This is a genomic window from Sphingomonas sp. NPDC079357 (assembly GCF_044901155.1).
GTDB lineage: Bacteria > Pseudomonadota > Alphaproteobacteria > Sphingomonadales > Sphingomonadaceae > Sphingomonas.
Genome location: NZ_JBJDOM010000001.1, coordinates 1,404,829 through 1,430,317, shown reverse-complemented (window position 1 = coordinate 1,430,317; position 25,489 = coordinate 1,404,829). Strand labels below are relative to the sequence as shown.

21 protein-coding genes are annotated in these 25,489 nt (G+C 67.4%); 18 read left to right on the top strand and 3 right to left on the bottom strand.

From position 1 onward, the window contains the following. Window positions 1–12: 12 nt before the first annotated feature. Window positions 13–1,770, top strand: coding sequence for a gamma-glutamyltransferase (gene ggt, locus ACI2JO_RS06650; RefSeq protein ID WP_404719913.1), 1,758 nt, complete (start codon window positions 13–15; stop codon window positions 1,768–1,770). Between the two features lie 139 nt (window positions 1,771–1,909). Here the strand turns inward: ggt and ACI2JO_RS06645 are convergent, their stop codons facing one another. Further along, window positions 1,910–2,935 (bottom strand): quinone-dependent dihydroorotate dehydrogenase, encoded by a 1,026-nt coding sequence (locus tag ACI2JO_RS06645; RefSeq protein WP_404719912.1) that lies wholly within the window; start codon window positions 2,933–2,935, stop codon window positions 1,910–1,912. Between the two features lie 278 nt (window positions 2,936–3,213). On the opposite strand from ACI2JO_RS06645, the gene ACI2JO_RS06640 reads away from it, so the two are divergent. The 15 genes from ACI2JO_RS06640 to ACI2JO_RS06570 all read left to right on the top strand — a co-directional run bounded on the left by ACI2JO_RS06640 (window position 3,214) and on the right by ACI2JO_RS06570 (window position 21,346). Then, window positions 3,214–3,660, top strand: a complete 447-nt coding sequence (locus ACI2JO_RS06640) for an SUF system Fe-S cluster assembly regulator (RefSeq protein WP_404719911.1) — start codon at window positions 3,214–3,216, stop codon at window positions 3,658–3,660. Window positions 3,661–3,662: 2 nt separating this feature from the next. Then, complete coding sequence (sufB, locus tag ACI2JO_RS06635; RefSeq protein WP_028967178.1) at window positions 3,663–5,126, top strand: Fe-S cluster assembly protein SufB; 1,464 nt, start codon at window positions 3,663–3,665, stop codon at window positions 5,124–5,126. Continuing rightward, window positions 5,123–5,359 carry a hypothetical protein gene (locus ACI2JO_RS06630; protein WP_404719910.1) on the top strand — a complete coding sequence of 79 codons (237 nt, stop codon included), beginning with the start codon at window positions 5,123–5,125 and terminating at the stop codon, window positions 5,357–5,359. The genes sufB and ACI2JO_RS06630 overlap by 4 nt, the downstream gene beginning before the upstream one ends. A gap of 4 nt (window positions 5,360–5,363) precedes the next feature. After that, a complete protein-coding gene (gene sufC / locus ACI2JO_RS06625) occupies window positions 5,364–6,107 on the top strand; it encodes a Fe-S cluster assembly ATPase SufC (protein WP_404719909.1) in 744 nt (247 codons plus the stop codon). Then, complete coding sequence (locus ACI2JO_RS06620; RefSeq protein WP_404719908.1) at window positions 6,104–7,168, top strand: SufD family Fe-S cluster assembly protein; 1,065 nt, start codon at window positions 6,104–6,106, stop codon at window positions 7,166–7,168. The genes sufC and ACI2JO_RS06620 overlap by 4 nt, the downstream gene beginning before the upstream one ends. A gap of 43 nt (window positions 7,169–7,211) precedes the next feature. Continuing rightward, window positions 7,212–8,423 carry an aminotransferase class V-fold PLP-dependent enzyme gene (locus ACI2JO_RS06615; protein ID WP_404719907.1) on the top strand — a complete coding sequence of 404 codons (1,212 nt, stop codon included), beginning with the start codon at window positions 7,212–7,214 and terminating at the stop codon, window positions 8,421–8,423. Next, on the top strand, window positions 8,420–8,884 hold the full coding sequence (locus ACI2JO_RS06610; protein WP_404719906.1) for an SUF system Fe-S cluster assembly protein: 465 nt from the start codon (window positions 8,420–8,422) through the stop codon (window positions 8,882–8,884). Before ACI2JO_RS06615 ends, ACI2JO_RS06610 begins: the two co-directional genes overlap by 4 nt. Then, window positions 8,884–9,237, top strand: a complete 354-nt coding sequence (locus ACI2JO_RS06605; RefSeq protein WP_404719905.1) for a HesB/IscA family protein — start codon at window positions 8,884–8,886, stop codon at window positions 9,235–9,237. Before ACI2JO_RS06610 ends, ACI2JO_RS06605 begins: the two co-directional genes overlap by 1 nt. Window positions 9,238–9,484: 247 nt before the next feature. Further along, window positions 9,485–10,384, top strand: coding sequence for a YihY/virulence factor BrkB family protein (locus ACI2JO_RS06600; protein WP_404719904.1), 900 nt, complete (start codon window positions 9,485–9,487; stop codon window positions 10,382–10,384). Between the two features lie 29 nt (window positions 10,385–10,413). Then, complete coding sequence (locus tag ACI2JO_RS06595; RefSeq protein ID WP_404719903.1) at window positions 10,414–12,837, top strand: glycogen/starch/alpha-glucan phosphorylase; 2,424 nt, start codon at window positions 10,414–10,416, stop codon at window positions 12,835–12,837. Beyond that, window positions 12,834–15,005, top strand: a complete 2,172-nt coding sequence (gene glgB, locus ACI2JO_RS06590) for a 1,4-alpha-glucan branching protein GlgB (RefSeq protein ID WP_404719902.1) — start codon at window positions 12,834–12,836, stop codon at window positions 15,003–15,005. Before ACI2JO_RS06595 ends, glgB begins: the two co-directional genes overlap by 4 nt. A 264-nt stretch (window positions 15,006–15,269) precedes the next feature. Further along, window positions 15,270–16,532, top strand: coding sequence for a glucose-1-phosphate adenylyltransferase (gene glgC / locus ACI2JO_RS06585; protein WP_184507998.1), 1,263 nt, complete (start codon window positions 15,270–15,272; stop codon window positions 16,530–16,532). Window positions 16,533–16,536: 4 nt separating this feature from the next. After that, complete coding sequence (glgA, locus tag ACI2JO_RS06580) at window positions 16,537–17,985, top strand: glycogen synthase GlgA (protein ID WP_404719901.1); 1,449 nt, start codon at window positions 16,537–16,539, stop codon at window positions 17,983–17,985. After that, window positions 17,982–19,601: an alpha-D-glucose phosphate-specific phosphoglucomutase gene (locus tag ACI2JO_RS06575; protein WP_404719900.1), complete on the top strand. Its 1,620-nt coding sequence runs from the start codon at window positions 17,982–17,984 to the stop codon at window positions 19,599–19,601. Before glgA ends, ACI2JO_RS06575 begins: the two co-directional genes overlap by 4 nt. Next, entirely contained in the window at window positions 19,598–21,346 is a 1,749-nt protein-coding gene (locus ACI2JO_RS06570; protein ID WP_404719899.1) for a glycogen debranching protein, read from the top strand. The genes ACI2JO_RS06575 and ACI2JO_RS06570 overlap by 4 nt, the downstream gene beginning before the upstream one ends. On the opposite strand, the gene ACI2JO_RS06565 is transcribed toward ACI2JO_RS06570, so the two are convergent. Next, the gene (locus ACI2JO_RS06565) at window positions 21,328–21,645 is read right to left on the bottom strand and encodes a hypothetical protein (protein ID WP_404719898.1); all 318 of its coding nucleotides are present in this window, start codon (window positions 21,643–21,645) and stop codon (window positions 21,328–21,330) included. The two genes, ACI2JO_RS06570 and ACI2JO_RS06565, sit on opposite strands and share 19 nt — an antisense overlap. A 123-nt stretch (window positions 21,646–21,768) precedes the next feature. Here ACI2JO_RS06565 and ACI2JO_RS06560 point away from each other — a divergent pair, with 123 nt between their 5' ends. Both ACI2JO_RS06560 and ACI2JO_RS06555 read left to right on the top strand, forming a co-directional pair. Beyond that, a complete protein-coding gene (locus ACI2JO_RS06560) occupies window positions 21,769–22,950 on the top strand; it encodes a M24 family metallopeptidase (RefSeq protein ID WP_404719897.1) in 1,182 nt (393 codons plus the stop codon). Between the two features lie 44 nt (window positions 22,951–22,994). Continuing rightward, entirely contained in the window at window positions 22,995–24,188 is a 1,194-nt protein-coding gene (locus ACI2JO_RS06555) for a multidrug effflux MFS transporter (protein ID WP_404720338.1), read from the top strand. On the opposite strand, the gene ACI2JO_RS06550 is transcribed toward ACI2JO_RS06555, so the two are convergent. Beyond that, window positions 24,143–25,459 carry a PepSY-associated TM helix domain-containing protein gene (locus tag ACI2JO_RS06550; RefSeq protein WP_404719896.1) on the bottom strand — a complete coding sequence of 439 codons (1,317 nt, stop codon included), beginning with the start codon at window positions 25,457–25,459 and terminating at the stop codon, window positions 24,143–24,145. The two genes, ACI2JO_RS06555 and ACI2JO_RS06550, sit on opposite strands and share 46 nt — an antisense overlap. Window positions 25,460–25,489 lie beyond the last annotated feature (30 nt).

Here is a 25,489-nt window from a genome sequence, read left to right as displayed (position 1 = left end):
TCGGAGAGCGCGATGATCGGTACGAGACACGGCGCGCTGCGCCTTCGCTCCCTCCTGTTCGGCGCGACCTTGCTGCTGGGGGCGTGCGCTGCCCCGCAGGCTTCTGTCGCTCCGCCCGCGCCAATCCCGTCCGCGACGATCCCGAAGGCACAGATCTTCGTCGTCTCGGCCAACCCGCTCGCCACCGATGCCGGGATGGCGGTGCTGCGCCGCGGCGGGTCGGCGGCGGATGCGGCGGTGGCGGTGCAGGCGATGCTGTCGCTGGTCGAGCCGCAAAGCTCCGGGGTCGGCGGCGGCGCGTTCCTGACCTATTATGATGCGGCGGCGCGAGAGGTGCGCGTCTACGACGGGCGCGAGACCGCCCCGGCGGGGGCGACGCCCGACATGTTCCTCGACGACAATGGCCGGCCGCTGCCGTTCGCGCAGGCGGTGCTCAGCGGCCGCGCGACCGGCGTGCCCGGCGCGGTACGGATGCTGGCGATGGTGCAGGCCGAACACGGCCGGCTGCCGTGGAACACGTTGTTCGGCGACGCGCGCCGCACCGCGAAGGACGGGTTTATCGTCTCGCCGCGCCTCGCGCGCTTCCTCGGCGGAAATTATGCCGAGTTAGGTGCCCCCGACGTGCGCGCCTATTTCGCACGCCCCGGCGGCGGGCTGCTCCGGGCGGGCGACCGGCTCCGCAACCCGGCCTTTGCCGCCTTCCTGACCCGGTTGGCCGACCAAGGCCCCGACGCGCTCTATACCGGCGAGACCGCGCGGCGGATTGTCGCCCGCACCACGCAAGGCCCGCTCGCCGGCACGATGACGCTCGCCGATCTTGCCGCCTATCGCCCGGTGGTGCGCGAGCCGGTCTGTGCGCCATACCGTGTGCTGCTGGTCTGCGCGCCGCCACCGCCCGCCAGCGGGGTCGGGCTGCTCGAACTGCTCGGGCTGCTGGAGCGCACCGACATCGCGACGCGTGGGCCGAACGATCCGCAGGCATGGTTCCTGTTCGCCGAGGCGAGCCGGCTGATGTACGCCGATCGGGACCGCTATGTCGGCGATCCGGCGTTCGTCGACGTGCCGGTCGCCGGGCTGCTCGCGCCCGAGTATCTGGCGAAGCGCGCGCAGTTGATCGGCACCCGCGCTGGCCCCGCGCCCGCGCCTGGCATTCCCGCTGGCGCACCGGCCGCGGCCGTCGACCGCACGCTCGAGCCGACCGGCACCTCGCATTTCGTCGTCGGCGATGCGCGCGGCAATGTCGTGTCGATCACCACTACCGTCGAATCGATCTTCGGCTCGGGACGGATGGTCGACGGCTTCTTCCTCAACAACCAGATGACCGATTTCTCGTTCAGCCCGCGCGACACCGCCGGCCGCCCCGCCGCCAATGCGGTCGCGGCGGGCAAGCGCCCGCGCTCGTCGATGACGCCGCTGGTGCTGCTCGACGGCGGGCGCCGCTTCGTCGGCGCGCTCGGCTCGGCGGGAGGCAATGCGATCCTCGCCTATGTCGGCAAGGCGGCGGTTGCGGCGATCGACTGGAAATTGCCGATGCAGGACGCACTCGCGCTGCCGAACCTGATCGCCAAGGGCAACAATTTCCAGGGCGAGGCGGATCGCTTCTCCCCCGCGGTCCGCGACGGACTGGCGGCGCGCGGCATCGTCGTCCGGCCGGGGCAGGGCGAGGATTCCGGGCTGCACGGCATCATCCTGCGCGACGGCGGCCTCGACGGCGGCTTCGACCCGCGCCGCGAGGGCAAGGTCGCGATCGAGCCGGCACCGGCGCGATGACGAGGCGGCGGTCGGCTGCGCCGCCTTACCGCTGATCCGTTCGCACTGAGCTTGTCGAAGTGCGTGTTTCGGACGGTTCGCTCGGGTCATGTGCTTCGACAAGCTCAGCACGAACGGTGTGGCTGTGACAGGGGGCTCTCTACGCCCCCACCGCCTCCGCCACGCTCCCGAACCCGTCCCGCGCCAGACACGCCGCCAACTCGTTCACCACCCGCCGCGGCAACCCCGCACCCTCGTACACCAGCGCCGAATAGAGCTGCACCAGGCTCGCCCCGGCCCTGATGCGCGCATACGCCTCCGCCCCGCTGTCGATCCCGCCCGCCGCGACCAGCGCGATGTGCCCGCCCGTCGCCGCGCGCACTTCCGCCAGCTTCGCCGCCGCCAGCGAGCGGAGCGGCGCACCCGACAGCCCGCCCGTCTCGCCAGCATGGCCACTCCGCAGCGGCGGACGCGAGATCGTCGTGTTGCCGATCACCAAGGCATCGACCCCGCGCGCGATCGCCGCTGTCGCCACCCCGTCGATCCCGCCGGCATCCAGGTCGGGCGCGATCTTCAGGAACAACGGCGTCGTCCCGCGCTCCGCGACGCACGCCGCCAGCAACTCGTCGAGTGCCGCCCCTTGTTGCAGGTCGCGCAAGCCCGGCGTGTTGGGCGAACTGATGTTGATCGTGACATAATCCGCCACCGCCGCCGCCGCGCGCACGCCCGCGACATAATCGGCGACACGGTCGGTCGCGTCCTTGTTCGCGCCGACGTTGATCCCCAGCACTCCGCCGCGCCGGTTCGCGGCCCCGGCGCGCGCGACGCCGTCGACCAGCCCGCCGTTGTTGAACCCCATCCGGTTGATGACCGCGCGATCCTCGACCAGCCGGAACAGCCGCGGCTTGGGATTGCCCGGCTGCGCGCGCGGGGTGAGCGTCCCGACCTCGACCGATCCGAACCCCAGCGCCATCAACCCCGTGATCGCGCGCGCATCCTTGTCGAGCCCCGCCGCCAGCCCGACGGGATTGGGGAAGCGCACCCCCGCTACCACCGTCTCCAGCCGCGGCATCGCCCCCGCCAGCGGCGCACCGCTTCGCCCCCACCGGCCAAGCGCGCGAATCGCCCAGACGTGTGCTGTTTCGGGGTCGAGCGTATGCGCGAGGCGGGAGAGCAGATCGGCCATATTACGCCGTTTCGCCTCCTCCGGCGGGGAGATCAAGCGCGGGTCAATTGTAAGTTTTGCCGGATGCTGCGTCGCATCCATCCAATCTTTGTGGGCGAATCAGCGGCATAAGGTGTTTGCGACCCGAAGGGCTTCCTCAGGGAAGTCTCTTTCCTGAAGGGCTCGGCAGCGATGCCGGGCCCTTTTTTTGTGCCCAACGCAGCGGTTGATTTCGGTGCTACAAACGACCATCTGCCAATCGGAACAATTCGATCCGATTTGAGAGTGGTTCGCAACTGATGCGTCTTTCCAGCCTGACCGATTATGCCGTGGTGCTGCTCGGCGCCGCCGCGCGGCATTGCGGCGGGATGGCGCGGCAGAATGCGACCTCGCTTGCCGAGGAAACCGGCGTGCCGCTGCCGACCGCGCAGAAGCTGGTCAGCAAGCTGGCGGCGGCGGGGCTGATCGACAGCGCGCGTGGCACCGGCGGCGGGTTTCGCCTGTCGCGCCCGCCGGCGTCGATCACGCTGGCCGACATCGTCGAGGCGGTCGAGGGCCCGATCGCGATGGCGTCGTGCGTCGACTCCGCGAATCACGATTGCGCGATCGAGGGAAATTGCCGGGTGAAGCCGCACTGGGGTGCGGTCAACCGGGCGGTGCGCGGGGCGCTGGCGGGGATCACGCTCGCACAACTCGCCGCAGACGTGCCGGTGACGGCGCAGCAGCAGATGAAGGTTGAGGCATAATCATGGCCACCAAGAACGCCGAGGCACACGCCGCCGTCGCCAAGAAGTACGAATGGGGCTTTGCGACCGACATCGAGCAGGACTTCGCGCCCAAGGGACTGAATGAGGATACCGTTCGCTATATTTCGGCGAAGAAGAACGAGCCGGAATGGATGCTCGACTGGCGGCTGAAGGCGTTCCGCGTCTGGCAGACGCTGGAGGCGCCCGACTGGGCGAAGCTCAACGTCCCGCCGATCGACTATCAGGACGCGTATTATTACGCCGAGCCGAAGGTGAAGAAGACCATCGCCTCGCTCGACGAGCTCGATCCCGAAATCCGCCGCACCTATGAGAAGCTCGGCATCCCGATCGCCGAGCAGGAAGTGCTGGCCGGCGTCGAGGGCGCACGCAAGGTCGCGGTCGACGCGGTGTTCGACAGCGTATCGGTCGCCACCACCTTCCGCGCCGAGCTGAAGGCGGCGGGGGTGATCTTCCTGTCGATCAGCGAGGCGATCCGCGAATATCCCGAGTTGGTGAAGAAGTGGCTCGGCAAGGTCGTGCCGCAGCGCGACAATTATTTCGCGACGCTCAACTCGGCGGTCTTCTCCGACGGCACGTTCGTCTACGTGCCGAAGGGCGTGCGTTGCCCGATGGAATTGTCGACCTATTTCCGCATCAATGCCGAGAACACCGGCCAGTTCGAGCGGACGCTAATCGTCGCCGACGAAGGGGCGTATGTCTCGTATCTCGAAGGCTGCACCGCGCCGATGCGCGACGAGAATCAGCTCCACGCCGCGGTGGTCGAACTGGTCGCGATGGACGATGCCGAGATCAAATATTCGACCGTCCAGAACTGGTATCCGGGCGACGAGAACGGTGTCGGTGGCATCTACAATTTCGTCACCAAGCGCGCGCTCTGCCAAGGCCGCAACAGCAAGGTGTCGTGGACGCAGGTCGAGACCGGCAGCGCGATCACCTGGAAGTACCCGTCGTGCGTGCTGGCCGGCGACGGCTCGGTCGGCGAATTCTATTCGGTGGCGGTGACCAACAACCGCCAGCAGGCCGATACCGGCACCAAGATGATCCACCTCGGCAAGAACACCAAGTCGACGATCGTGTCCAAGGGGATTAGCGCCGGGCGCTCGGACAACACCTATCGCGGGCTGGTGCGCGTCGCGGCGAGCGCCGAGAACGTCCGCAACTTCACGCAATGCGACTCGCTGCTGCTGAGCGATCAGTGCGGCGCGCACACCGTGCCGTATATCGAGGTCAAGAACCCCAGCGCGCAGATCGAGCATGAAGCGACCACCTCGAAGATCAGCGAGGACCAGCTCTTCTACGCGATGTCGCGCGGGCTCGATGCCGAGGCGGCGGTCGCGCTGATCGTCAACGGCTTCGCGCGCGAGGTCTTGCAGCAACTCCCGATGGAGTTCGCGGTCGAGGCGCAGAAGCTGCTGGGGATCTCGCTTGAGGGGAGCGTGGGGTGATCGTTCTCGCCCTCTACATTTTGTTCTTTGCTGTGGCAGCGGGCTTTATGTGGTGGCGTTTCTACGTGTCCATTCAAGATCAGATCGCTACTGTTAAGTGGGCCAAATATCGTCGATCGGGTGAACCAATCGCCTATTGGCTCTCGACGTCGATGATGATGATTGGTGCTTTGCTGACTTCGTCTATCGCATTAATTTTTGGATACGGCCTGCTTGCGGGCTTCATCGGATAACAAGATGCTGAAAATCGAAAATCTCCATGCCGAAATCGACGGCAAGGAAATCCTCAAGGGGCTCTCGCTTGAGGTGAACGCGGGCGAGATCCACGCGATCATGGGGCCGAACGGCGCGGGCAAGTCGACGCTCGGCTACGTCCTCGGCGGCCGCCCCGGCTATGAGGTGACCGAAGGGTCGATCACCTTCAACGGCGAGGACCTGCTAGAGAAGGAACCGCACGAGCGCGCCGCGGCCGGCGTGTTCCTCGGCTTCCAGTATCCGGTCGAAATCCCCGGCGTCTCGAACGTCCAGTTCCTCCGCGAATCGCTCAACGCCCAGCGCACCAGCCGCGGCGAAAAGCCGTTGTCGGGCGCCGAATTCCTCAAGCTCGCCCGCGCGCAGGCCGATGCGCTCGGGCTCCAGCAGGACATGCTCAAGCGCCCGGTCAACGTCGGCTTCTCGGGCGGCGAGAAGAAGCGCAACGAGATGGTGCAGATGGGCATCATCGACCCGGCGTTCGCGATCCTCGACGAAACCGACAGCGGGCTCGACATCGACGCGCTGCGGATCGTCGGCGACGGCATCAACCGCATCATGCGGAAGCCAACGAAGGCGGTGCTGCTCATCACCCATTACCAGCGCCTGCTCGATTACGTGCAGCCCGATCGCGTCCACGTCCTCGCCGACGGCCGCATCACGCGCTCGGGCGGGCCGGAACTGGCGCATGAGCTGGAGCGGCAGGGCTATGCCGAGATCGCCGCATGACGCTCGACCTTCCCTCCAGCCGCGAGGAAGCGTGGCGCTGGGCGGATCTCGGCGGAATTGCCGCCGCCGCCGCGCTGGCGCCGATCACGCGCCCCGACGCGCAATTCCTCGACTTGCCCGGCGCGAAACTGCTGTTCGTCGACGGCGTCCTCGATGACGCCGCCAGTGACCTCCACCGCGTCCGCGTCGGTGACCTCGCCCCCGGCGCGCACGCGCTCGGCAAGCGCGCCACGCGCGGCTGGTCCCTCCACCTCGACGCGCAGGCGGTCGCCCACCCGGTGCAAGTCGTCCATGTCGCGACCGGGGCCGAAAACCATCTCGCCGCTGAGATCGTCCTCGACACCGACACGTCGGCACAGGTCGTCGAGACGTTCGTCGGTGCAGGCTGGTCGAATCGCAACATCCGCATCCGGCTCGGCAAGGCCGCGCGGCTGATGCGCGCGGTCCGCATGACGCAAGCCGCGGGCTTCGTCACGCTCCGCGACGAGATTGAGCTCGGCGAAGGCGCGAGTTTGATCGGCACGATGCTCGCCGCCGGCGATCAGGGCGTCCGCATTGACGCCGCGATCACGCTGGCGGGCGAGGGCGGCTATGCCGAATATGGCGGCGCGCTGCTGACCCGCGACCGGCTCAAACAGGAATGCGCGGTCCGCGTCCGCCATGCGCAGCCCAACGGCCAGTCGCACCAATTGTGGCGCGCGGTGGCCGCCGATCAGTCGCAGGCGAGCCTCGCCGCCGCGGTCGAGGTCGCGCGCCACGCGCAGAAGACCGACGGCGAACAATCGCTGCGCGGCCTGCTTCTGCACCGCACCGCGACCGTCAACCTCAAGCCCGAGCTGGAGATCTTCGCCGACGACGTGAAATGCGCTCACGGCGCGACGGTCGGCGAACTCGATGCGCGCGCCTTGTTCTACATGGAGAGCCGCGGCATCCCGGCAGCGCGCGCCAAGGCGCTGCTGACCCGCGCGTTCGTCGCCGATGCGATCGACCGGATCGGCGACGAAACCGTCCGCGACGCCTTCGCCGCCGACGCCGATGCATGGCTGGAGAGCGCGTTGTGATACCCCGCCAGCGTCTCAACATTCGCAACATTCGGGCGCGGTCATGAACGTGACCGCCGCCGATCGCCCACTTGATCTGGTCACGGATTTCCCAGCGATTCCGGAGGGTTGGGCGTATCTCGACACCGCCGCGACCGCGCAGAAGCCGCGTCCGGTGATCGACGCGATCACGCGCGGCTACGACACCGCCTACGCCACCGTCCACCGGGGTGTGTATCAACGCTCGGCGGACATGACGCTGGCCTATGAGGCCGCCCGCGCCAACATCGCGAACCTTATCGGTGCCGCCGCGAACGAGATCGTCTTCGTGCGCGGCGCGACCGAGGCGATCAATCTCGTCGCGCAGTCATGGGCGGCGCAGAACCTCAAGGCCGGCGACCGCATCCTGCTGTCGATGCTGGAGCATCACAGCAACATCGTGCCGTGGCAGATGGTCGCCGAGCGCATCGGCGCCGCGATCGACGTAATCCCGCTCACCGCCGATCACCGCATCGACCTCGACGCGATGGCGGCGATGATCCGCCCCGAACACAAGCTCGTCGCGCTGGCGCATGTTTCGAACGTGCTCGGCTCAATCCTCGACGTAGCGAAGGCCAGCGAGATTGCGCATGCGGTCGGCGCGAAGATCCTGATCGACGGCTGTCAGGCGGTGCCCCGCGTGGCGTTGGATGTCGCCGCGCTCGGCTGCGATTTCTACGTCTTTTCCGGGCACAAGCTCTACGGGCCGACCGGGATCGGCGTCTTGTGGGCGCGTGCCGAGCTGCTCGACGCGATGCCGCCCTATCAGGGCGGCGGGTCGATGATCGACCGCGTCTCGTTCGAGCGCACCACCTATGCCCCCGCGCCGACGCGGTTCGAGGCGGGAACGCCGCATATCGTCGGCGCGCTCGGTCTGTCGGCGGCGGTCGATTATGTCCGCGCGATCGGGCTCGACCGCATCCACGCGCACGAAACCGCCTTGGTGCGCGAGGCGCGCGCCGCGCTGTCGCACATCAATTCGGTCCGCGTGCTGGGGCCGGACGACAGCGCCGGAATCGTCTCCTTCGTGATGGAGGGGGTGCATCCGCACGACATCGGCACCATCTTGGACGAAAGCCGGGTCGCGATCCGCGCCGGGCATCATTGCGCCCAGCCGCTGATGGCGGCGCTGGGCGTCGAGGCGACCGCGCGCGCCAGCTTCGCGGTCTATAACGGCCCTGAGGACGTGGCGGCGCTGGCGGCCGGGATCGAGCGAGTGAAGAGGATTTTCGGATGAGCGACTCGGTGCGGAGCGAAACGGTCGAGGCGGTCGACAAGCCGCCGCGCGCGCAGGTGTCCGACGCGGTCGACACGGGCGGAGCGGAGCGCCAGCGCGACTATCTGTCGGGCTTCCTTGCACAGAAGCCGGCCGGCGAGGCCGCGCACGAACCCGGCGGCGCGCTGTACGAGGCGGTGATCGACGCGCTCAAGGACATTTTCGACCCTGAGATTCCGGTCAACATTTACGACTTGGGGCTGATCTATGGCGTCGACGTCACCGAGGACGGCCATGCCGCAGTGACGATGACGCTGACCACGCCGCACTGCCCGGTCGCCGAGTCGATGCCGGGCGAGGTCGAGATGCGCGTCGCGGCGGTGCCCGGCATCGCCTTCGCCGACGTCAATCTCGTCTGGGATCCGCCCTGGGATCCGCAGAAGATGTCCGACGACGCGCGGCTCGAACTGGGGATGTTGTGATGGCCACGACCCTGCGCGCGCGGCCCGCGCCGCTGCTGCTCACCCCGACTGCCGAGGCGAGAATCGCCGAACTTATGGGGAAGGCTCCGGCGGACGCGATCGGCGTAAAGCTGTCCACGCCGCGTCGCGGATGTTCGGGGCTGGCCTATTCGGTCGATTACGTCACCGAGGCCACACCGATGGACGAGCGGATCGAGACGCCGGGCGGCACCCTGTTCGTCGACGGCGGGTCGATCCTGTATCTGATCGGCTCGACGATGAACTGGGTCGAGGACGATTTCACCGCCGGTTTCGTCTTCAACAATCCCAACGCCAAGGGCGCGTGCGGCTGCGGCGAAAGCTTCACGGTCTGATCGTCGCCCCTGCGCAGGCAGGGGCCTATGGCTGTACCGTTTGCCGGTCGGCATGACATACGATCGCCGTGCTATGTGTCAGATGTCACCCGACATTCTTGAGACATAGCCCTCTGGCTGCGCAGCAGCGACGGAGGGTGGGCTGAGGTCACGCCCATCACTGCCGGTACGTCCGACAGCAGCCAGACTAACCCAAACTAATCCTTCCGACGGGAGCCTACGCCGCCGCGCGGCGTTCGCCCCCGTAATGAACATCGATCTCTCCTCGACCGATCTCTGGCGATCCTTCCGGCGTGACTGGTGGGGCCAGATGAAGGCCGCCTACACCGCCTCGAACGATGACAATCTCGGGCTGATCGCGGCCGGCGCGGCCTTCTACATCATCTCGTCGATCGCCCCGATCCTCGCGGTGACGGTCTTCACCTACGGCCTGTTCGCCGACCCGCTCACCGTGCAGGAGGATATCCGCGCGCTGTTCGTCTCGCTGCCCGGGGATGTCGCGACGCTGATCGGGCAGCAGCTCGACATCGTCACCTCCGGGTCGCAGGGGCGCAAGGGGCTGGGGCTGATTGTCGCGACGCTGATCGCGCTCTACGGCGGCAGCAAGGCGGCGACCGCGATGATGACCGCGCTCAACGTCGCCTACGAGGTCAAGGACAAGCGCAGCTTCGTCATTTGGACGCTGACGTCATTTGCGATCGTGCTCGGCGGCATCCTGCTGATCTTCCTCGCCATCGCCGCCAGTGCGACCGTGGCGTTCATCGGGGCGCTGATCCCGTGGTTTCCCGGCATCGTCCTCGCGCTGATCCGCATCGCCACCTATGCGCTGCTGGCGACCATCGTCATCACCGGCGCCTCACTCCTGTTCCGCTTCGGCCCGTACCGCCACGGCGCGCGGCTCCGCTGGGCGACGCCGGGAACCGTGACGGCGACGTTGGTCTGGTTGCTCGCGACCACCGGCTTCAGCGTCTATGTCGCCAATTTTGGCAATTACGGCGCGACCTACGGTTCGCTCGGCGCGATCATCGTCGCGCTGACATGGCTTTGGCTCAGCGTTTACGCCTTCCTGCTCGGCGCCGCGCTCGACGTGCAGGCGTATCGCGGGCGATCGGTGGAATCCGTTGCTGCAAGCCCGGTCACCGCCTAGGCATTGCACGTACGAACAAGGGGGTAGGCGTGATCGAGTCCGAAACCGGGCGGCAGCGGGGTCCGCTGGCGCTCAACATTCTCGACACGCTGGTGCATCGCATCGGCAAGGACGAGCAGGCCGCCCGCCCGCACGACTGGCTGGCGGCGACGATCTTCACCGTCCGCAACGAGATCATCGAACGCTGGATGGTATCCACCAAGGCCGCGCACGCGGCGGGTGCGAAGCGCGTCTATTATCTCAGCCTCGAATTCCTGATCGGTCGGCTGCTGCGCGATACGCTCGCCAATCTGTCGGCCAGCGACGAGGTGGCGGCGGCGCTGGGCGAACTCGGCGTCGACCTCGCCACGCTCGAGGAGATTGAACCCGATGCCGCGCTCGGCAACGGCGGGCTCGGGCGCCTGGCGGCGTGCTTCATGGAGAGCCTCGCGACGCTCGACCTTCCCGCCTACGGTTATGGCATCCGCTATGTGAACGGCATGTTCCGGCAGCGGATCGACGACGGCTGGCAGGTCGAGTTGCCCGAGACGTGGCTGCAATACGGCAATCCGTGGGAGTTCCGCCGTCGCGAAAGCGCGTACGTCATCGGCTTCGGCGGTGAGGTGCACGGCGACGAAAGCGGCGCGGTGACATGGAAGCCGGGCGAGATCGTCGAGGCGATGGCGGTCGACACGCCGGTGGTCGGCTGGCGCGGGCGACGCGTCAACACGTTGCGGCTGTGGACCGCGCGCAGCCTCGATCCGTTCAAGCTCGACGCGTTCAACCAGGGCGATTTTGCGGGCGCGATGGCCGACCAGTTGCGCGCCGAGACATTGGTGCGCGTCCTCTATCCCAACGACACGACCGCGGCGGGGCAGGAACTGCGGCTGCGGCAGGAGTATTTTTTCTCCTCCGCCTCGATCCAGGACATTGTCCGCCGCCACGTCCAGTATTTCGGCGACATCCGCACGCTGCCGAACCGCGCCGCAATTCAGCTCAACGACACGCATCCGGCGGTTTCGGTCGCCGAGTTGATGCGGCTGCTGCTAGACGAGCATGGTCTCGGCTTCGACGAAGCGTGGGAGATCACGCAGGCGACGTTCGGCTATACCAACCACACGCTTTTGCCCGAGGCGCTGGAGAGCTGGCCGCTGCCGCTGTTCGAACGGCTGCTGCCGCGTCACATGCAATTGATCTACGCGATCAATGCCAAGTTGCTGCGCACCGCGCGCAAGGCGGAGGGGCTGGACGACCGCGCGATCGCCGCGATCAGCCTGATCGACGAGGGCGGCGAGCGGCGTGTCCGCATGGCCAATCTCGCTTTTGCCGGCTCGCACAGCGTCAACGGCGTCGCGGCGCTGCATACAGGGTTGATGAAGACGACCGTCTTCGCCGACCTTCATCACCTGTACCCCGAGCGGATCAACAACAAGACCAACGGCATCACGCCGCGCCGCTGGTTGCAGGAGTGCAATCCCGGGCTCACGTCGCTGATCCGGGAGGCGATCGGTGACGGCTTCATGGACGACGCACAGGCGCTGACCGCGCTCGCGCCATTCGCCGAGGATGCGTCGTTCCGCGAGCGGTTCGCCGCGGTGAAGCGCGCGAACAAGGCCGCGCTGTCGGATTATCTGCGCAGCGAGATGGGCGTGCGGCTCGATCCGTCCGCGATTTTCGACGTGCAGATCAAGCGCATCCACGAATACAAGCGCCAGCTGCTCAACATCATCGAGACGGTCGCGCTTTACGACCAGATTCGCAGCCACCCGGAGCGCGACTGGACGCCGCGTGTCAAGCTGTTCGCGGGCAAGGCGGCGTCGAGCTATTACCAGGCCAAGCTGATCATCAAGCTGGCCGGCGACGTCGCGAAACGCATTAATGCGGACCCGTCGATCAGTGGGCTGCTCAAGGTCGCGTTCGTCCCCAATTACAACGTCAGCCTTGCCGAGCGGATGGTGCCGGCCGCCGATCTGTCCGAACAAATCTCGACCGCCGGGATGGAGGCGTCGGGAACCGGCAACATGAAGTTCGCGCTCAACGGCGCGCTGACGATCGGTACGCTCGACGGCGCGAATGTCGAGATTCGCGATCACGTCGGCGCGGAGAATATCGTGATCTTCGGCCTGACCGCCGATGAGGTCGCGGCGAAGCGTGCGGGCGGCTATAATCCGCGCGAGGTCATCGAAAATTCGGCGGAACTGGCGCAGGCGGTGAACGCGATCGCGTCCGGTGTGTTCTCCCCTGATGACCACAACCGCTATCGCGATCTCATGAACGGCCTGTACGACCATGACTGGTTCATGGTGGCAGCCGATTTCGACGCTTACGCTGCCGCGCAGCGCGACGTCGACGCGCGTTGGGCGGACCGCGATGGCTGGAGCCGCAGCGCGATCCGCAATGTCGCGAACATGGGCTGGTTCTCGTCGGATCGGACGATCGGTGAATATGCACGCGAGATCTGGGGCGTGAAGTGAAGCCGCCCGCCGCCGCGATCGACGCGCTGCTGGATGGCACCAACGAGGATCCCTTTGCGCTGCTCGGCCCGCATCAGGGGCCTGAGGGGACATTTGCGCGGGTGTGGATACCGGGTGCGGACAGCGCGGTCGCGCATACGCTGGCGGGAAAGGCGCTCGGAACGCTCAAGCGGGTCGATGATCGCGGGCTGTTCGAGGGGATCATCGCCGGCGAGCCGCAGCCGCTTCGCTACGTCGCGCAGGGCGGGGGTGCGGAATGGTGGGTGACCGACCCCTATAGCTTCGGCCCGGTGCTCGGCCCGACCGACGATTTCCTCATGAACGAAGGCACGCATTTTCGCCTCCACGACAAGATGGGTGCACATCTGATCGTGCACGAGGGCGCGGAGGGCGTGCATTTCGCGGTCTGGGCGCCCAATGCGCGGCGCGTGGCGGTGGTCGGTGACTTCAACGACTGGGATATACGCCGTCACGGCATGCGTCGGCGCAACGATACCGGCGTGTGGGAGCTGTTCCTGCCCGATATCGGCGCAGGGCGTGCCTATAAATTTGCGATCACCGGCCCGGACGGCGTGCTCCAGCCGCTCAAGGCCGATCCCTATGCCTTCGCCGCCGAACTGCGCCCGAAGACCGCCTCGCTCACGACGGCGCCGATGCACCATGAATGGGGCGACGCCGCGCATCGCGAGGCATGGGCGTCGGTCGATCCGCGCCGCGCGCCGATCAGCATCTACGAGGTCCATGCCGGCAGCTGGCAGCGCGACGAGAATGGCTGGTTCCTGACGTGGGACCAGCTTGCCGAACGGCTGATCCCCTATGCCGTTTCGATGGGCTTCACGCACATCGAGTTCATGCCAATCTCGGAGCATCCCTATGATCCGAGCTGGGGCTATCAGACCACCGGCCTCTATGCGCCCAGCGCGCGGTTCGGCGATCACGAGGGCTTCGCGCGCTTCGTCGACGGCGCGCATCGCGCCGGGCTGGGCGTGCTGCTCGACTGGGTGCCCGCGCATTTCCCGACCGACGCGCATGGCCTGTCGCGCTTCGATGGCACCGCGCTCTACGAGCATGAAGACCCGCGGCTCGGCTATCATCCCGACTGGAACACCGCGATCTACAATTTCGGGCGGCGCGAGGTGTCGGCGTTCCTCGTCAACAACGCGCTGTTCTGGGCCGAGCGCTATCATGTCGACGGGCTGCGCGTCGATGCGGTCGCCTCGATGCTGTACCGAGACTATTCGCGCAAGGACGGCGAGTGGATTGCCAATCCGGAAGGCGGGCGCGAGAACTGGGAGGCGGTCGACTTCATGCGCGCCACCAACCGCGCGCTCTACGCCCGTCACCCGGGCACGTTCACCGTCGCCGAGGAGTCCACGAGCTGGCCCGGCGTTTCCGCCCCCGCCTATGACGAGGCCCCGCGCACCGCGCTCGGCTTCGGGTTCAAGTGGAACATGGGCTGGATGCACGACACGCTGAAATACATGGCGCGCGAGCCGGTCCACCGGAAGCATCATCACGACGCGATCACCTTCGGGCTGGTCTATGCCTTCGACGAGAATTTCGTGCTGCCGATCAGTCATGACGAGGTCGTGCACGGCAAGGGCTCGATGCTGACCAAAATGCCAGGCGACGATTGGCAGAAGTTCGCCAATCTCCGCACCTATTATGCGATGATGTGGGGCTATCCCGGCAAGAAGCTGCTGTTCATGGGGCAGGAGTTCGCGCAGCGCGCCGAGTGGAGCGAGGAGCGCTCGCTCGATTGGGACCTGCTCCACTCGCACGCGCACGACGGCATCCGGAAGCTGGTCCGCGATCTCAACCGCCTCTATCGCGAGAAACGCGCGCTCCATGCCCGCGATTGCGAGCGCGACGGTTTCCGCTGGCTGGTACGGGACGATGCCGCCAATTCGGTGTTCGTCTGGCTACGCAGTGCGCCGGGCGCTGCACCGATCGCGGTGATCGTCAACATGACCCCGGTGGCGCGGATGCCGTATCGTGTGCCGTTGCCGCATGACGGTCGCTGGCGCGAGGTGCTCAATTCCGACGCGCACGATTATTGGGGCTCGGGGCTGGGCAATCTCGGCGGGGTGGTCGCGAGCGGCGGTCACGCGGAAGTGACGCTGCCGCCGCTGGCGACGGTGATGCTCGAATGGGAACCCGAGGCGTGAGCCCTGTTCAGACGATCCGGCCGACGAGCGCGAAGATCGCGCCCCAGGCGAGCAGTGACGGGATGAGCGCACAGGCGACGCCACGGATCAAACCGTCGGCGGAACGGGGCTGGCAAGCGGGGTGCATCGGCGATCCTCTCGATAGTCGTTTTGTTCTGACTACGCACGCACTCACGATACCCGCGCCTTTTAGCGTCAAGACCGTGACAACATGGTTAACGCCTGATGAACGACAAGTAAAGATGCAGGGAAGGAGAGCCTGACGTGGACGAACGCAAAGGTCAGCCGCTGGCGCGCGACGCAATGGCCTATGTCCTCGCCGGCGGCAGGGGCAGCCGGTTAAAGGAACTAACCGATACGCGTGCGAAACCAGCTGTTTACTTCGGAGGTAAGAGCCGGATCATCGACTTCGCCTTGTCGAACGCAATCAACTCCGGCATCCGCCGGATCGGCGTTGCGACGCAGTACAAGGCGCACTCACTGATCCGCCACCTGCAACGCGGCTGGAACTTCTTGCGACCGGAGCGCAATGAGAGCTTCGACATCCTGCCCGCGTCGCAGCGGATCAGCGAATTCCAATGGTATGAGGGCACCGCGGACGCGGTCTACCAGAACATCGACATCATCGCCGAGAGCGCGCCGGAGTTCATGGTCATCCTCGCCGGGGACCATATCTACAAGATGGACTATGAGATCATGCTGCGGCAGCACTGCGAGAGCGGTGCCGACGTGACGGTCGCGTGCATGGAAGTCCCGCGGATGGAGGCGGTGGCGTTCGGCGTCATGCACGTCGACGGCGACGACCGGATCGTCGACTTCGTCGAAAAGCCTGCCGACCCGCCGTCGATCCCCGGCCAGCCGGACATCGCGCTTGCCAGCCTCGGCATCTATGTCTTCAACACCAAGCTCTTGCTTGAGGAATTGCGCCGCGACGCCGCGACAGAAGGGTCGTCGCGCGACTTCGGCAAGGACATCATCCCCTATCTGGTCAAGCATGGTCACGCGCACGCGCACCGCTTCTCTGCTAGCTGCGTCCGTTCGCCCGAAGAGCCGGCGGCCTATTGGCGCGATGTCGGGACGGTCGACGCTTATTGGGAGGCGAGCATCGACCTGACCGATGTCGTCCCGCAGCTCGATCTCTACGATCGCGAGTGGCCGCTGTGGACCTATTCGGAGCTCACCCCGCCCGCCAAGTTCGTCCACGACATCGAGGGGCGGCGCGGGCAGGCGGTGTCGAGCCTCGTCGCGGGCGACACGATCATCTCCGGCTCGAACGTCCATCGCAGCCTGATCTCGACCGGGGTGCGCACCCACAGCTATTCGTCACTCGATGAGGCGGTGGTGCTGCCCTATTGCAAGATCGGTCGCAACGCGCGGCTGAGCAAGGTGGTGCTCGATCGCGGGGTCATCATCCCCGACGGGTTGGTCGTGGGTGAGGACCCGGTGCTCGACCGCCACCGCTTCCGCCGTACCGACAAGGGTGTGTGCCTCATCACCCAGCCGATGATCGACCGGCTGGAGCTGTAAGCGCATGACGATCTCGGTCCTGTCGGTCGCCTCCGAAGCCTATCCGCTCGTCAAGACCGGTGGGCTCGGCGATGTGGTCGGCGCGCTGCCCGCGGCGCTGATGCCGCACGACGTGAATGTCGTGACGCTCGTCCCCGGTTATCCGCGCGTGATGGCGGCAGTACAGGGGTCGGCGGCGCTTCACGACTGGCCGGACCTGATCGGCGCGCCGGCGCGCTTGCTGTCGGGCGCGATCGGCGGCCACAAATTGCTGGTGCTCGACGCGCCCGGCTATTTCGCGCGCGAGGGTGGGCCGTATGGCGATCCGTCGGGGCGCGACTGGGACGACAATTGGCGGCGCTTCGCGGCGTTCGGGCGCGCGGCGGCCGATCTCGCCTCGGGCGCGGTCAAGGGCTTCCGCTTCGACGTGCTCCATGCGCACGACTGGCAGTCGGGGCTCGCGCCGGCCTATCTGCGCTTCGCCCCGGCGGGCGGGCGCTGCGCACGCTCGGTGATGACGATCCACAACATCGCCTTTCAGGGGCGCTACGACGGCGGCATCTTCGGCTCGCTGGCGCTGCCCGATCGCGCATTTGCTGTCGACGGCGTCGAATATTATGGCGGGGTCGGTTATCTGAAGGCCGGGCTGCAGGCCAGCGACGCGATCACCACCGTCAGCCCGACCTATGCCGCCGAGATCCTGCGCCCCGAATTCGGTATGGGGCTGGAGGGCCTGATCCGCGCGCGACGCGAGCGGGTGTCGGGGATCGTCAACGGCATCGACCCGGCGGTGTGGAACCCGGCTTCCGACGAAGCGCTGCCCGAACGCTACGACGCCGGCGATCTGGCGCTGCGCGCGACCAACAAGCGCGCGCTGGAGAAAGCCTTCGCGCTCGAACCCGGTGACGGGCCGCTCTTCTGCGTCGTGTCGCGGTTGACGTGGCAGAAGGGGATGGACGTGCTCGCCGACTCGCTTGACGCGCTGGTCGCGGGCGGCGGACGGCTGGCGTTGCTCGGGTCGGGCGATGCATGGCTCGAACATGCCTTTCAGGAGGCGGCGGCGCGCCACCCCGGCCGGATCGGGGTGCGGATCGGTTACGACGAGGCGCTGTCGCATCTGATGCAGGGCGGGGCGGACGCGATCCTGATCCCGTCGCGGTTCGAGCCGTGCGGGCTGACCCAGCTCTATGGCCTTGCCTATGGCTGCGTGCCGGTCGTCGCGCGCACCGGCGGGCTGGCGGACACCGTGATCCACGCCAATGCCGCCGCACTCGACGCCGGGGTGGCGACCGGCATCCAGTTCGATGCCGTCACGCACGAGTCACTGGCGCAGGCCATTGCGCTTGCGTTACGGCTATTTGCCACGCCCGAACGCTGGGCCTCGATCCAGCGCGCGGGCATGACAGCGGACTTCTCCTGGGCGACCAGCGGACGCCGCTATGCCGATCTTTACCGGGAGCTGCTGTCCGCATGATCCGTACCGTCACGACCACGCCCTTCACCGACCAGAAGCCCGGCACCTCCGGGCTGCGCAAGAAGGTGAAGGTGTTCCAGCAGCCGAACTATGCCGAGAATTTCATCCAGTCGGTCTTCGACGTGGTCGAGGGCAAGGAGGGCGCGACCCTCGTGATCGGCGGCGACGGCCGGTATCTCAACCGCGACGTGATCCAGACCGCGATCCGCATGGCGGCGGCGGCGGGCTTCGCGCGCGTCGTGGTCGGGCAGGGCGGCATTCTCTCGACGCCCGCCGCCTCGAACGTGATTCGCAAGCGCGGCGCGCTCGGCGGGCTGGTGCTGTCGGCGAGCCACAATCCCGGCGGGCCCGATGAGGATTTCGGGATCAAGTATAATGTGTCGAACGGTGGTCCCGCGCCCGAGAAGGTAACCGAGGCGATTCACGCCCGCACGTTGTCGATCAACGCATGGCACGCCGCCGATACGGCGGATGTCGACCTTGATGCGCTCGGCGAGACGCAGGTCGAGGGGCTGACGGTTGAGGTGATCGACCCGGTCGCCGATTATGCCGAGCTGATGGAGACGCTGTTCGACTTCGACGCGATCCGCGCCGCCCGGCTGACGATGGCGTTCGACGCGATGAGCGCCGTGACCGGGCCGTATGCGACCGAGATCCTTGAGAGAAGGCTCGGCTTCGCGCCCGGCACCGTGCGCAACGGCACGCCGCTGGAGGATTTTGGCGGGCATCATCCCGATCCCAACCTTGTCCACGCGCACGAACTCTACGAGACGATGATGGCGGCCGACGCGCCCGATTTCGGCGCGGCCTCCGACGGCGATGGTGACCGCAACCTCATCATCGGGCGCGGGCGGTTCGTGACGCCGTCGGACAGCCTTGCGATGCTCGCCGCCAACGCGCATCTCGCGCCCGGCTATGCCGGCGGGCTGAAGGGAATCGCACGCTCGATGCCGACCAGCGCCGCGGCCGATCGCGTCGCCGAGAAGCTCGGCATCCCGTCCTTCGAGACGCCGACCGGCTGGAAGTTCTTCGGCAATCTGCTCGACGCCGGCATGGCGACGATCTGCGGCGAGGAAAGCGCCGGGACCGGCAGCGACCATGTCCGCGAAAAGGACGGGCTGTGGGCGGTGCTGCTGTGGCTCAATATCCTCGCGGCGACGGGCAAGAGCGTCGACCGGATCGCGCGCGATCATTGGGCGGAATATGGCCGCAATTATTACGCGCGCCACGACTATGAGGGCGTCGACAGCGCGGCGGCCGACACGCTGATGGCGGAATTGCGCGGCAAGCTCGGCACGCTGCCGGGCACGGCGTTCGGCGCGCTCACCGTCGCGGCGGCGGACGACTTCGCCTATGAGGATCCCACCGATGGCTCGGTCAGCCGCAACCAGGGCGTGCGCGTGCTGTTCGAGGGCGGCAGCCGCGTCGTCTTCCGCCTGTCGGGCACCGGGACGAGCGGCGCGACCTTGCGCGTCTATCTCGAACGCTACGAGCCGGTCGGCGGCGATCTGGATGCCGAAACCGGCGCGATGCTGGCCGGGATCGTCGCTGCGGCGGAGGCGATCGCTGGCATCCGCGCGCATACCGGACGCGAGCAGCCCGACGTCGTGACGTGACCGCGACGCTCGTCGCGGGCGGCGTCGACTTCACGGTCCGCGCGCCGCGTGCAGGTGCGGTGTGGCTGTGCCTGTTCGACGGCGACACCGAGCGTCGTATCGCGATGGTGCGCGTCGGAGACGACTGGCACGCGCAGGTCGCCGGGGCGGGCGAGGGGACGCGCTACGGCTTCCGCACCGATGCCGATTCGGCCAAGCTGCTGGTCGATCCTCATGCGGTGACGCTCGACCGGCGCTTCGTCTACGACCCGCACCTGCGCGAGCCGCGCATCGACACCGCGCCGCTGGTGCCCAAAGCGATCGTCACCGCGCCATTGCCGGCGCTGGACCGGCCGCCGGTGTTCCGCGCCGGCGGGCTGATCTACGAGATCAACGTTCGCGCCTTCACGATGCGCCATCCCGACGTGCCCTCGGCGCAGCGCGGGACGATCGCCGCGCTCGCGCACCCGGCGGTGATCGCGCACCTCCAGCGGATCGGCGTCGCGGCGGTCGAGCTGATGCCGATCGTCGCCTGGATCGACGAGCGGCATCTGCCACCGCTCGGGCTCGGCAATGGCTGGGGCTATAACCCGGTCGTGCCGATGGCGCTCGACCCGCGGCTCGCCCCCGGTGGCATCGCCGAGCTGCGTGCGACCGTCGGAGCATTGCGTGACGCCGGCATCGGCACGATCCTCGACCTCGTGTTCAATCACACCGGCGAGAGCGACCTGCTCGGCCCGACCCTGGCGCTGCGCGGGCTGGATGACGCCGCCTATGCGCGCGCACCTGACGGGACTCTCATCAACGACGCCGGCACCGGCAACACGCTCGACTTCGCCAATCCGGCGGTGCGCGCGCTGACGCTCGAAACGCTGCGCCACTTCGTCCGCCAAGCCGGGGTCGACGGTTTCCGCTTCGACCTCGCCACCGTCATGGCGCGCGGCCCCGGCTTCGACCCAGTCGCGCCGATCTTCGCCGAGATCGCCGCCGACCCCATACTGCGCGACCGCGTGCTGATCGCCGAGCCGTGGGACGTCGGCCCCGGCGGTTATCAGCTGGGGAAGTTTCCCGACGACTGGCTCGAGTGGAACGACCGGTATCGTGACGACGTGCGCCGCTTCTGGCGCGGCGATGGCAGCGCCGGAGCGCTCGCCACGCGGCTGATGGGATCGAGCGACCTCTTCGGCGACCGCACGCGCGGGGTCAGCTTCGTCGCCGCGCACGACGGCTTCACGCTCGCCGACACTGTTGCCTTCGCCACCCGTCACAACCACGCCAATGGCGAGGGCAATCGTGACGGCCATGCCGGCGAGATCGCGTGGAACAACGGCGTCGAAGGCGAGAGCGACGAACCTGCGGTGCGCGCCGCACGTGACGCCGACGTGCGTGCGCTGCTCGCGACCCTGTTCGCGACGCGTGGCACGATCATGCTGACCGCCGGTGACGAGTTCGGGCGCACGCAGCGCGGCAACAACAATGGCTACGCGCAGGATGAGCTGCTGTGGCTCGACTGGGCGAAGCGTGACAGCGCGCTCGAGTCGTTCGTCGCGGGGCTGGCGCGCCGACGCGCGGCATGTGCGTCGCTTGCCGACCCCACAATTGCGCACGGTGCGACGTGGCTACGCCTCGATGGTCAGCCGATGCGCGACGATGACTGGCAAGACGCGCCCGGCTTCATCCTGCAACTGCACGACGCGACGATCACCGTCGATCGCGCCGCACACACCGTTACGCTGACACCATCAGGTCAGGCGCAGATCGCATAGGGCGCGGCATTGGCGGTCGCATCGACCAGATCGCGAAGTTCCTTGCTGTTCAGGGGCTTCATGAACTCGCAACCGAAGACGTGATCATCGACCCAGGCAATACGCGCGTGGCGCTCGGCCCCGCCCGGCAACGTCAGCTTCAATAGCGTCCCCGCCGCCAGCGACATGCCGGCGCGGGCGCGCAGCCCCGCCGCCGAGGCATCGAGGATTTCAATCGATATCGCCAGCCGCGCCAGCCCGCGACATTCGGCGGTTAGACGCGGCTCCCGACGGTTGTCGATCTGCGGTTTGGATGCCATGGCCCCTTCTCACTTCTTCTGTCCTGCCCCGGATCTACGGAGCGAGGAGTAAAGAAGCAGTAACCACCTATGTTATCATCCGCCGATGCAGCGGCGGCGTGACTCATTTTGACGGAGCATGGCATGACGATCGGCGGATCCAGCGCGGCGGCGGAACTTGCGGCCATCACCCCCTGGGTGAACAAGGCGCCGCCGATCGATGCAGCCGAGCGCATGGCGCGACTGGACCGCGCTCGCACGCTGACCGCCGAACAGGGTGCCGATGCCTTGCTGGTGCAGGCCGGCCCGTCCCTCCATTACTTCACTGGCGTGCCGTGGAACCCGACCGAGCGGCTGGTTGCGCTGTTGCTGCCCGTTGCCGGCACGCCACGGCTGATCTGCCCGGCGTTCGAGCGTGGCTCGCTGGAGGCCGAACTCGCCATCGCCGCCGATCTGTCGTTGTGGGAAGAGGATGAGGATCCGATCGCGCTGGTCGCCGACGCGCTGCCCGCCGGCGGGACGCTCGCCCTAGATCCGATGCTCTTTTACAGCTGGGCGCGGCGGCTGGCGGGGGCGGGGCTCACCACCGTCGATGGTGCTCCCGCAATCGACGGCTGCCGGATGATCAAATCGCCCGCCGAACTCGCGCTGATGGGGCAGGCGATGCAGATGACGCTGGCGGTGCACGCCGCCGCCGCACGCATCCTGCGCCCCGGCATCCGCGAGAGCGAGGTCATCCGCTTCATCGACGAAGCGCATCGCGCGATCGGCGGCGGTCCGTCGTATTTCTGTGCGGTGCAATTCGGGCAGGCGACCGCCTATCCGCATGGGCTGCCCGGCGACCGCGCGCTGACAGAAGGCGATCTGGTGCTGGTCGATACCGGCTGTCGCGTACAGGGCTATCATTCCGACATCACGCGCACCTATGCGTTCGGGCAGGTTTCCGACGAGATCCGCGCGATCTGGAATATCGAACATGCCGCGCAGGCCGCCGCCTTTGCCGCGGTGGCTCCCGGCGTGCCGTGCGAGGACATCGACGCCGCCGCACGCGCGGTGCTGGTGCGCGAGGGTCTGGGGCCGGACTATCGCCTGCCCGGTTTGCCGCACCGCACCGGGCACGGGATCGGATTGTCGATCCACGAGCCCGCCAATCTGGTGCGCGGCGACAAGACCCCGCTCGCGCCCGGCATGTGCTTCTCGAACGAACCAATGATCGTCGTGCCCGAACAATTCGGCATTCGTCTGGAGGATCATTTCTACGTCACGGACGCTGGAGCGGCGTGGTTTACCGAGCCACAACCCAGTATCGACCGCCCATTCGATTGAAAACGGACACAATTTCCATGAAGCCCCACGCCGCGCCTCCGGGCATGAACGCGACCGAATTCGTCATCTTCGTCGCGGCGGTCATGGCGGTGAATGCGCTGGGGGTCGACCTCATGCTCCCCGCGCTCGCCGATATCGGGCGCGACCTGGCGATCGATCAGGCCAATCACCGGCAGTGGGTGGTGACCGCTTATGTGCTCGGCTTCGGCGTCGGGCAGTTGCTCTACGGGCCACTCGCCGATCGCTATGGGCGCAAGCCGGTGCTGATCGCGACGCTGATCGGCTTCGTCGGGGCGAGCGTCTTCGCCGCGGCGTCGGTGACGTTCGCGGCGCTGCTCGGCGCGCGGGTGTTGCAGGGGCTGATGTCGGCTTCGACGCGCGTCATCGCGGTGGCGGTGGTGCGCGACAATGCCTCGGGCCGCGCGATGGCGCGTACCATGTCGGTGGCGCAGATGATCTTCTTCCTCGTGCCGATCCTCGCGCCGACGATCGGGCAGGGATTGCTGGTGATCGGGCCGTGGCGGTTCGTCTTCTACGCGCTCGGCGGCTTCGCGGGGCTGGTGCTGGTCTGGACGCTGACGCGGCTGCCCGAGACGCTGCCGGTCGAGCGCCGCACCGCGATCTCGCTCGCCAATCTCTCCAGCAGCTATCGGCTGACTCTCACCAACCGCTATTCGCTCGGCTATGCGCTCGCCGCCTCGTTGACGTTCGGCGGGATCATCGCGTTCGTCTCCTCGGCTCAGCAGGTGTTCGTCGACGAATTTGGCGCGGGCGATCGGTTCACCGTTCTGTTTGCGATCTGCGCCGGCGCGATGGGCGTGGCATCGTTCATGAACAGCCGGCTGGTCGAGCGGCTTGGCACGCGGCTGATCTCGCAGACCGCGGTGATCGCGCTGGTCGTGCTCTCGGTGCTGCACCTGTCGGTGGTGTGGATGGGATGGGAGACGCTGGCCAGCTACATGGTCTTCCAGTCGCTGAGCATGACCTGCATCGGCCTGTGCGGGTCGAACTTCGGCGCGATGGCGATGGAGCCGGTCGGGCGGATCGCGGGCACCGCGTCATCGGTGCAGGGCTTCATCACCAGCGTCGGCGCGGTGCTGGTCGGATCGGCGATCGGCCAATCCTATGCCGGCACCACGCTGCCGCTGACCCTCGGCTATCTCGCGATCGGCGTCGCGGCGTTCGTGATCGTCTATATCGTGGAGGAGGGCCAGCTCTTCCGCGCCCGGCTCGCCTGAGCCGCGACGACCGCGGCCTTGATCCGACCGTAGCCGAGCGCGACGAGCATCGTCAGTCCGGTGAGCGGGAAGAGCAATCCCGCGACGCCCATGATCGCGAGCAGTCCGGTGCCGGTGCGCGCATCGGGTAACGTCGTTCGCCCACGCGGTCCACGCTTCCACCACATCACCGGTGCGGTGACGGTCAGCAGCGCGAGCGCGGCGCAGGCGAACAGCATGATCAGCCGGTTGGCCTCGCCATATTCCTTGCCCTGGTGGACGGCGGCGCTCCACTCGATCACCTGACCCGGACGGCCGAAGTCCTTGAACCCGGCATCTTGCAACACCCGACCGGTGCCGGCGTCGACATAGACGACGTGCGCCGCCTCTGAAGGCCCGAGGGAAGCGCTGACCAGATATGGCGCGCCGGGACCTTCCGGCCACGTCAGTGTCCAGTCGGGCGCCATGCCGCGCGCCTGTGCCGCCGCCAGCGCGCGGTCGGCGGAGATACGCGGCCCGTCATGCCCCATCGGCATCTCATGCTGCTGGAGCGACCATGGCAGGTCGTGCCCCGCATGCGCCTCGCCACCCGGCGCGGCGGGGCGGCCCCAGCCCGCGCCCGCGACCCCCGCCTGTACGTTGTGTCCCCACACCGCGCTCCACGGCATACCGCTGAGCGCGAGGAACAGGATCAGCCCGCCGGCGAACAGCCCGGTCACGGCATGGAGGTCGCGCCAGAACAGCCGCCCGCTTGCGCAGCCGCGCACCGTGACCGTCCGCCCGCGTCCCCACCACAGATACAGGCCGCTGACGACGAGGATGATCGACCAGCCGGCGGCGATCTCGATCATCCAATTGCCCACCCAGCCGGTGATCGCGAGGCTGTGGAGATGCTTGACGGTCTGCATCACCCCGCCCGGGCTGGTGGTTCCGAAGACCCGCGCGTCATGCGGGTCGACGAATGCCATCCGCTGCGTCCCGTCGGCGCGCCGCACCGTGACACGCCAGCTTTCGTCGAGCGTGGCGGGTTTCTGCACCTGCGTCACCGTGCCGCCGACCGAAGCACCGACGCGCATCGCCAGCGTATCGAGCGGCAGCGTGGTGCGCGCCGGCGCGACGTGGATCCAGTCGGCATAGACCTGCCGCTCGATCTCGGGCTTGTAGAGGTACAGGGCGCCGGTGACGGCTAGCCAGAGCAGGAAGGGCAGCACGAGCAGGCCGGCGAAGAAGTGCCAGCGCCAGACTGCGCGCTGCAGTTCGGCCGCAAGCGCAGCCGGACGGGAAGGGGTCATGATGATTCCTCGGGTTCGGCGCGCACGAAG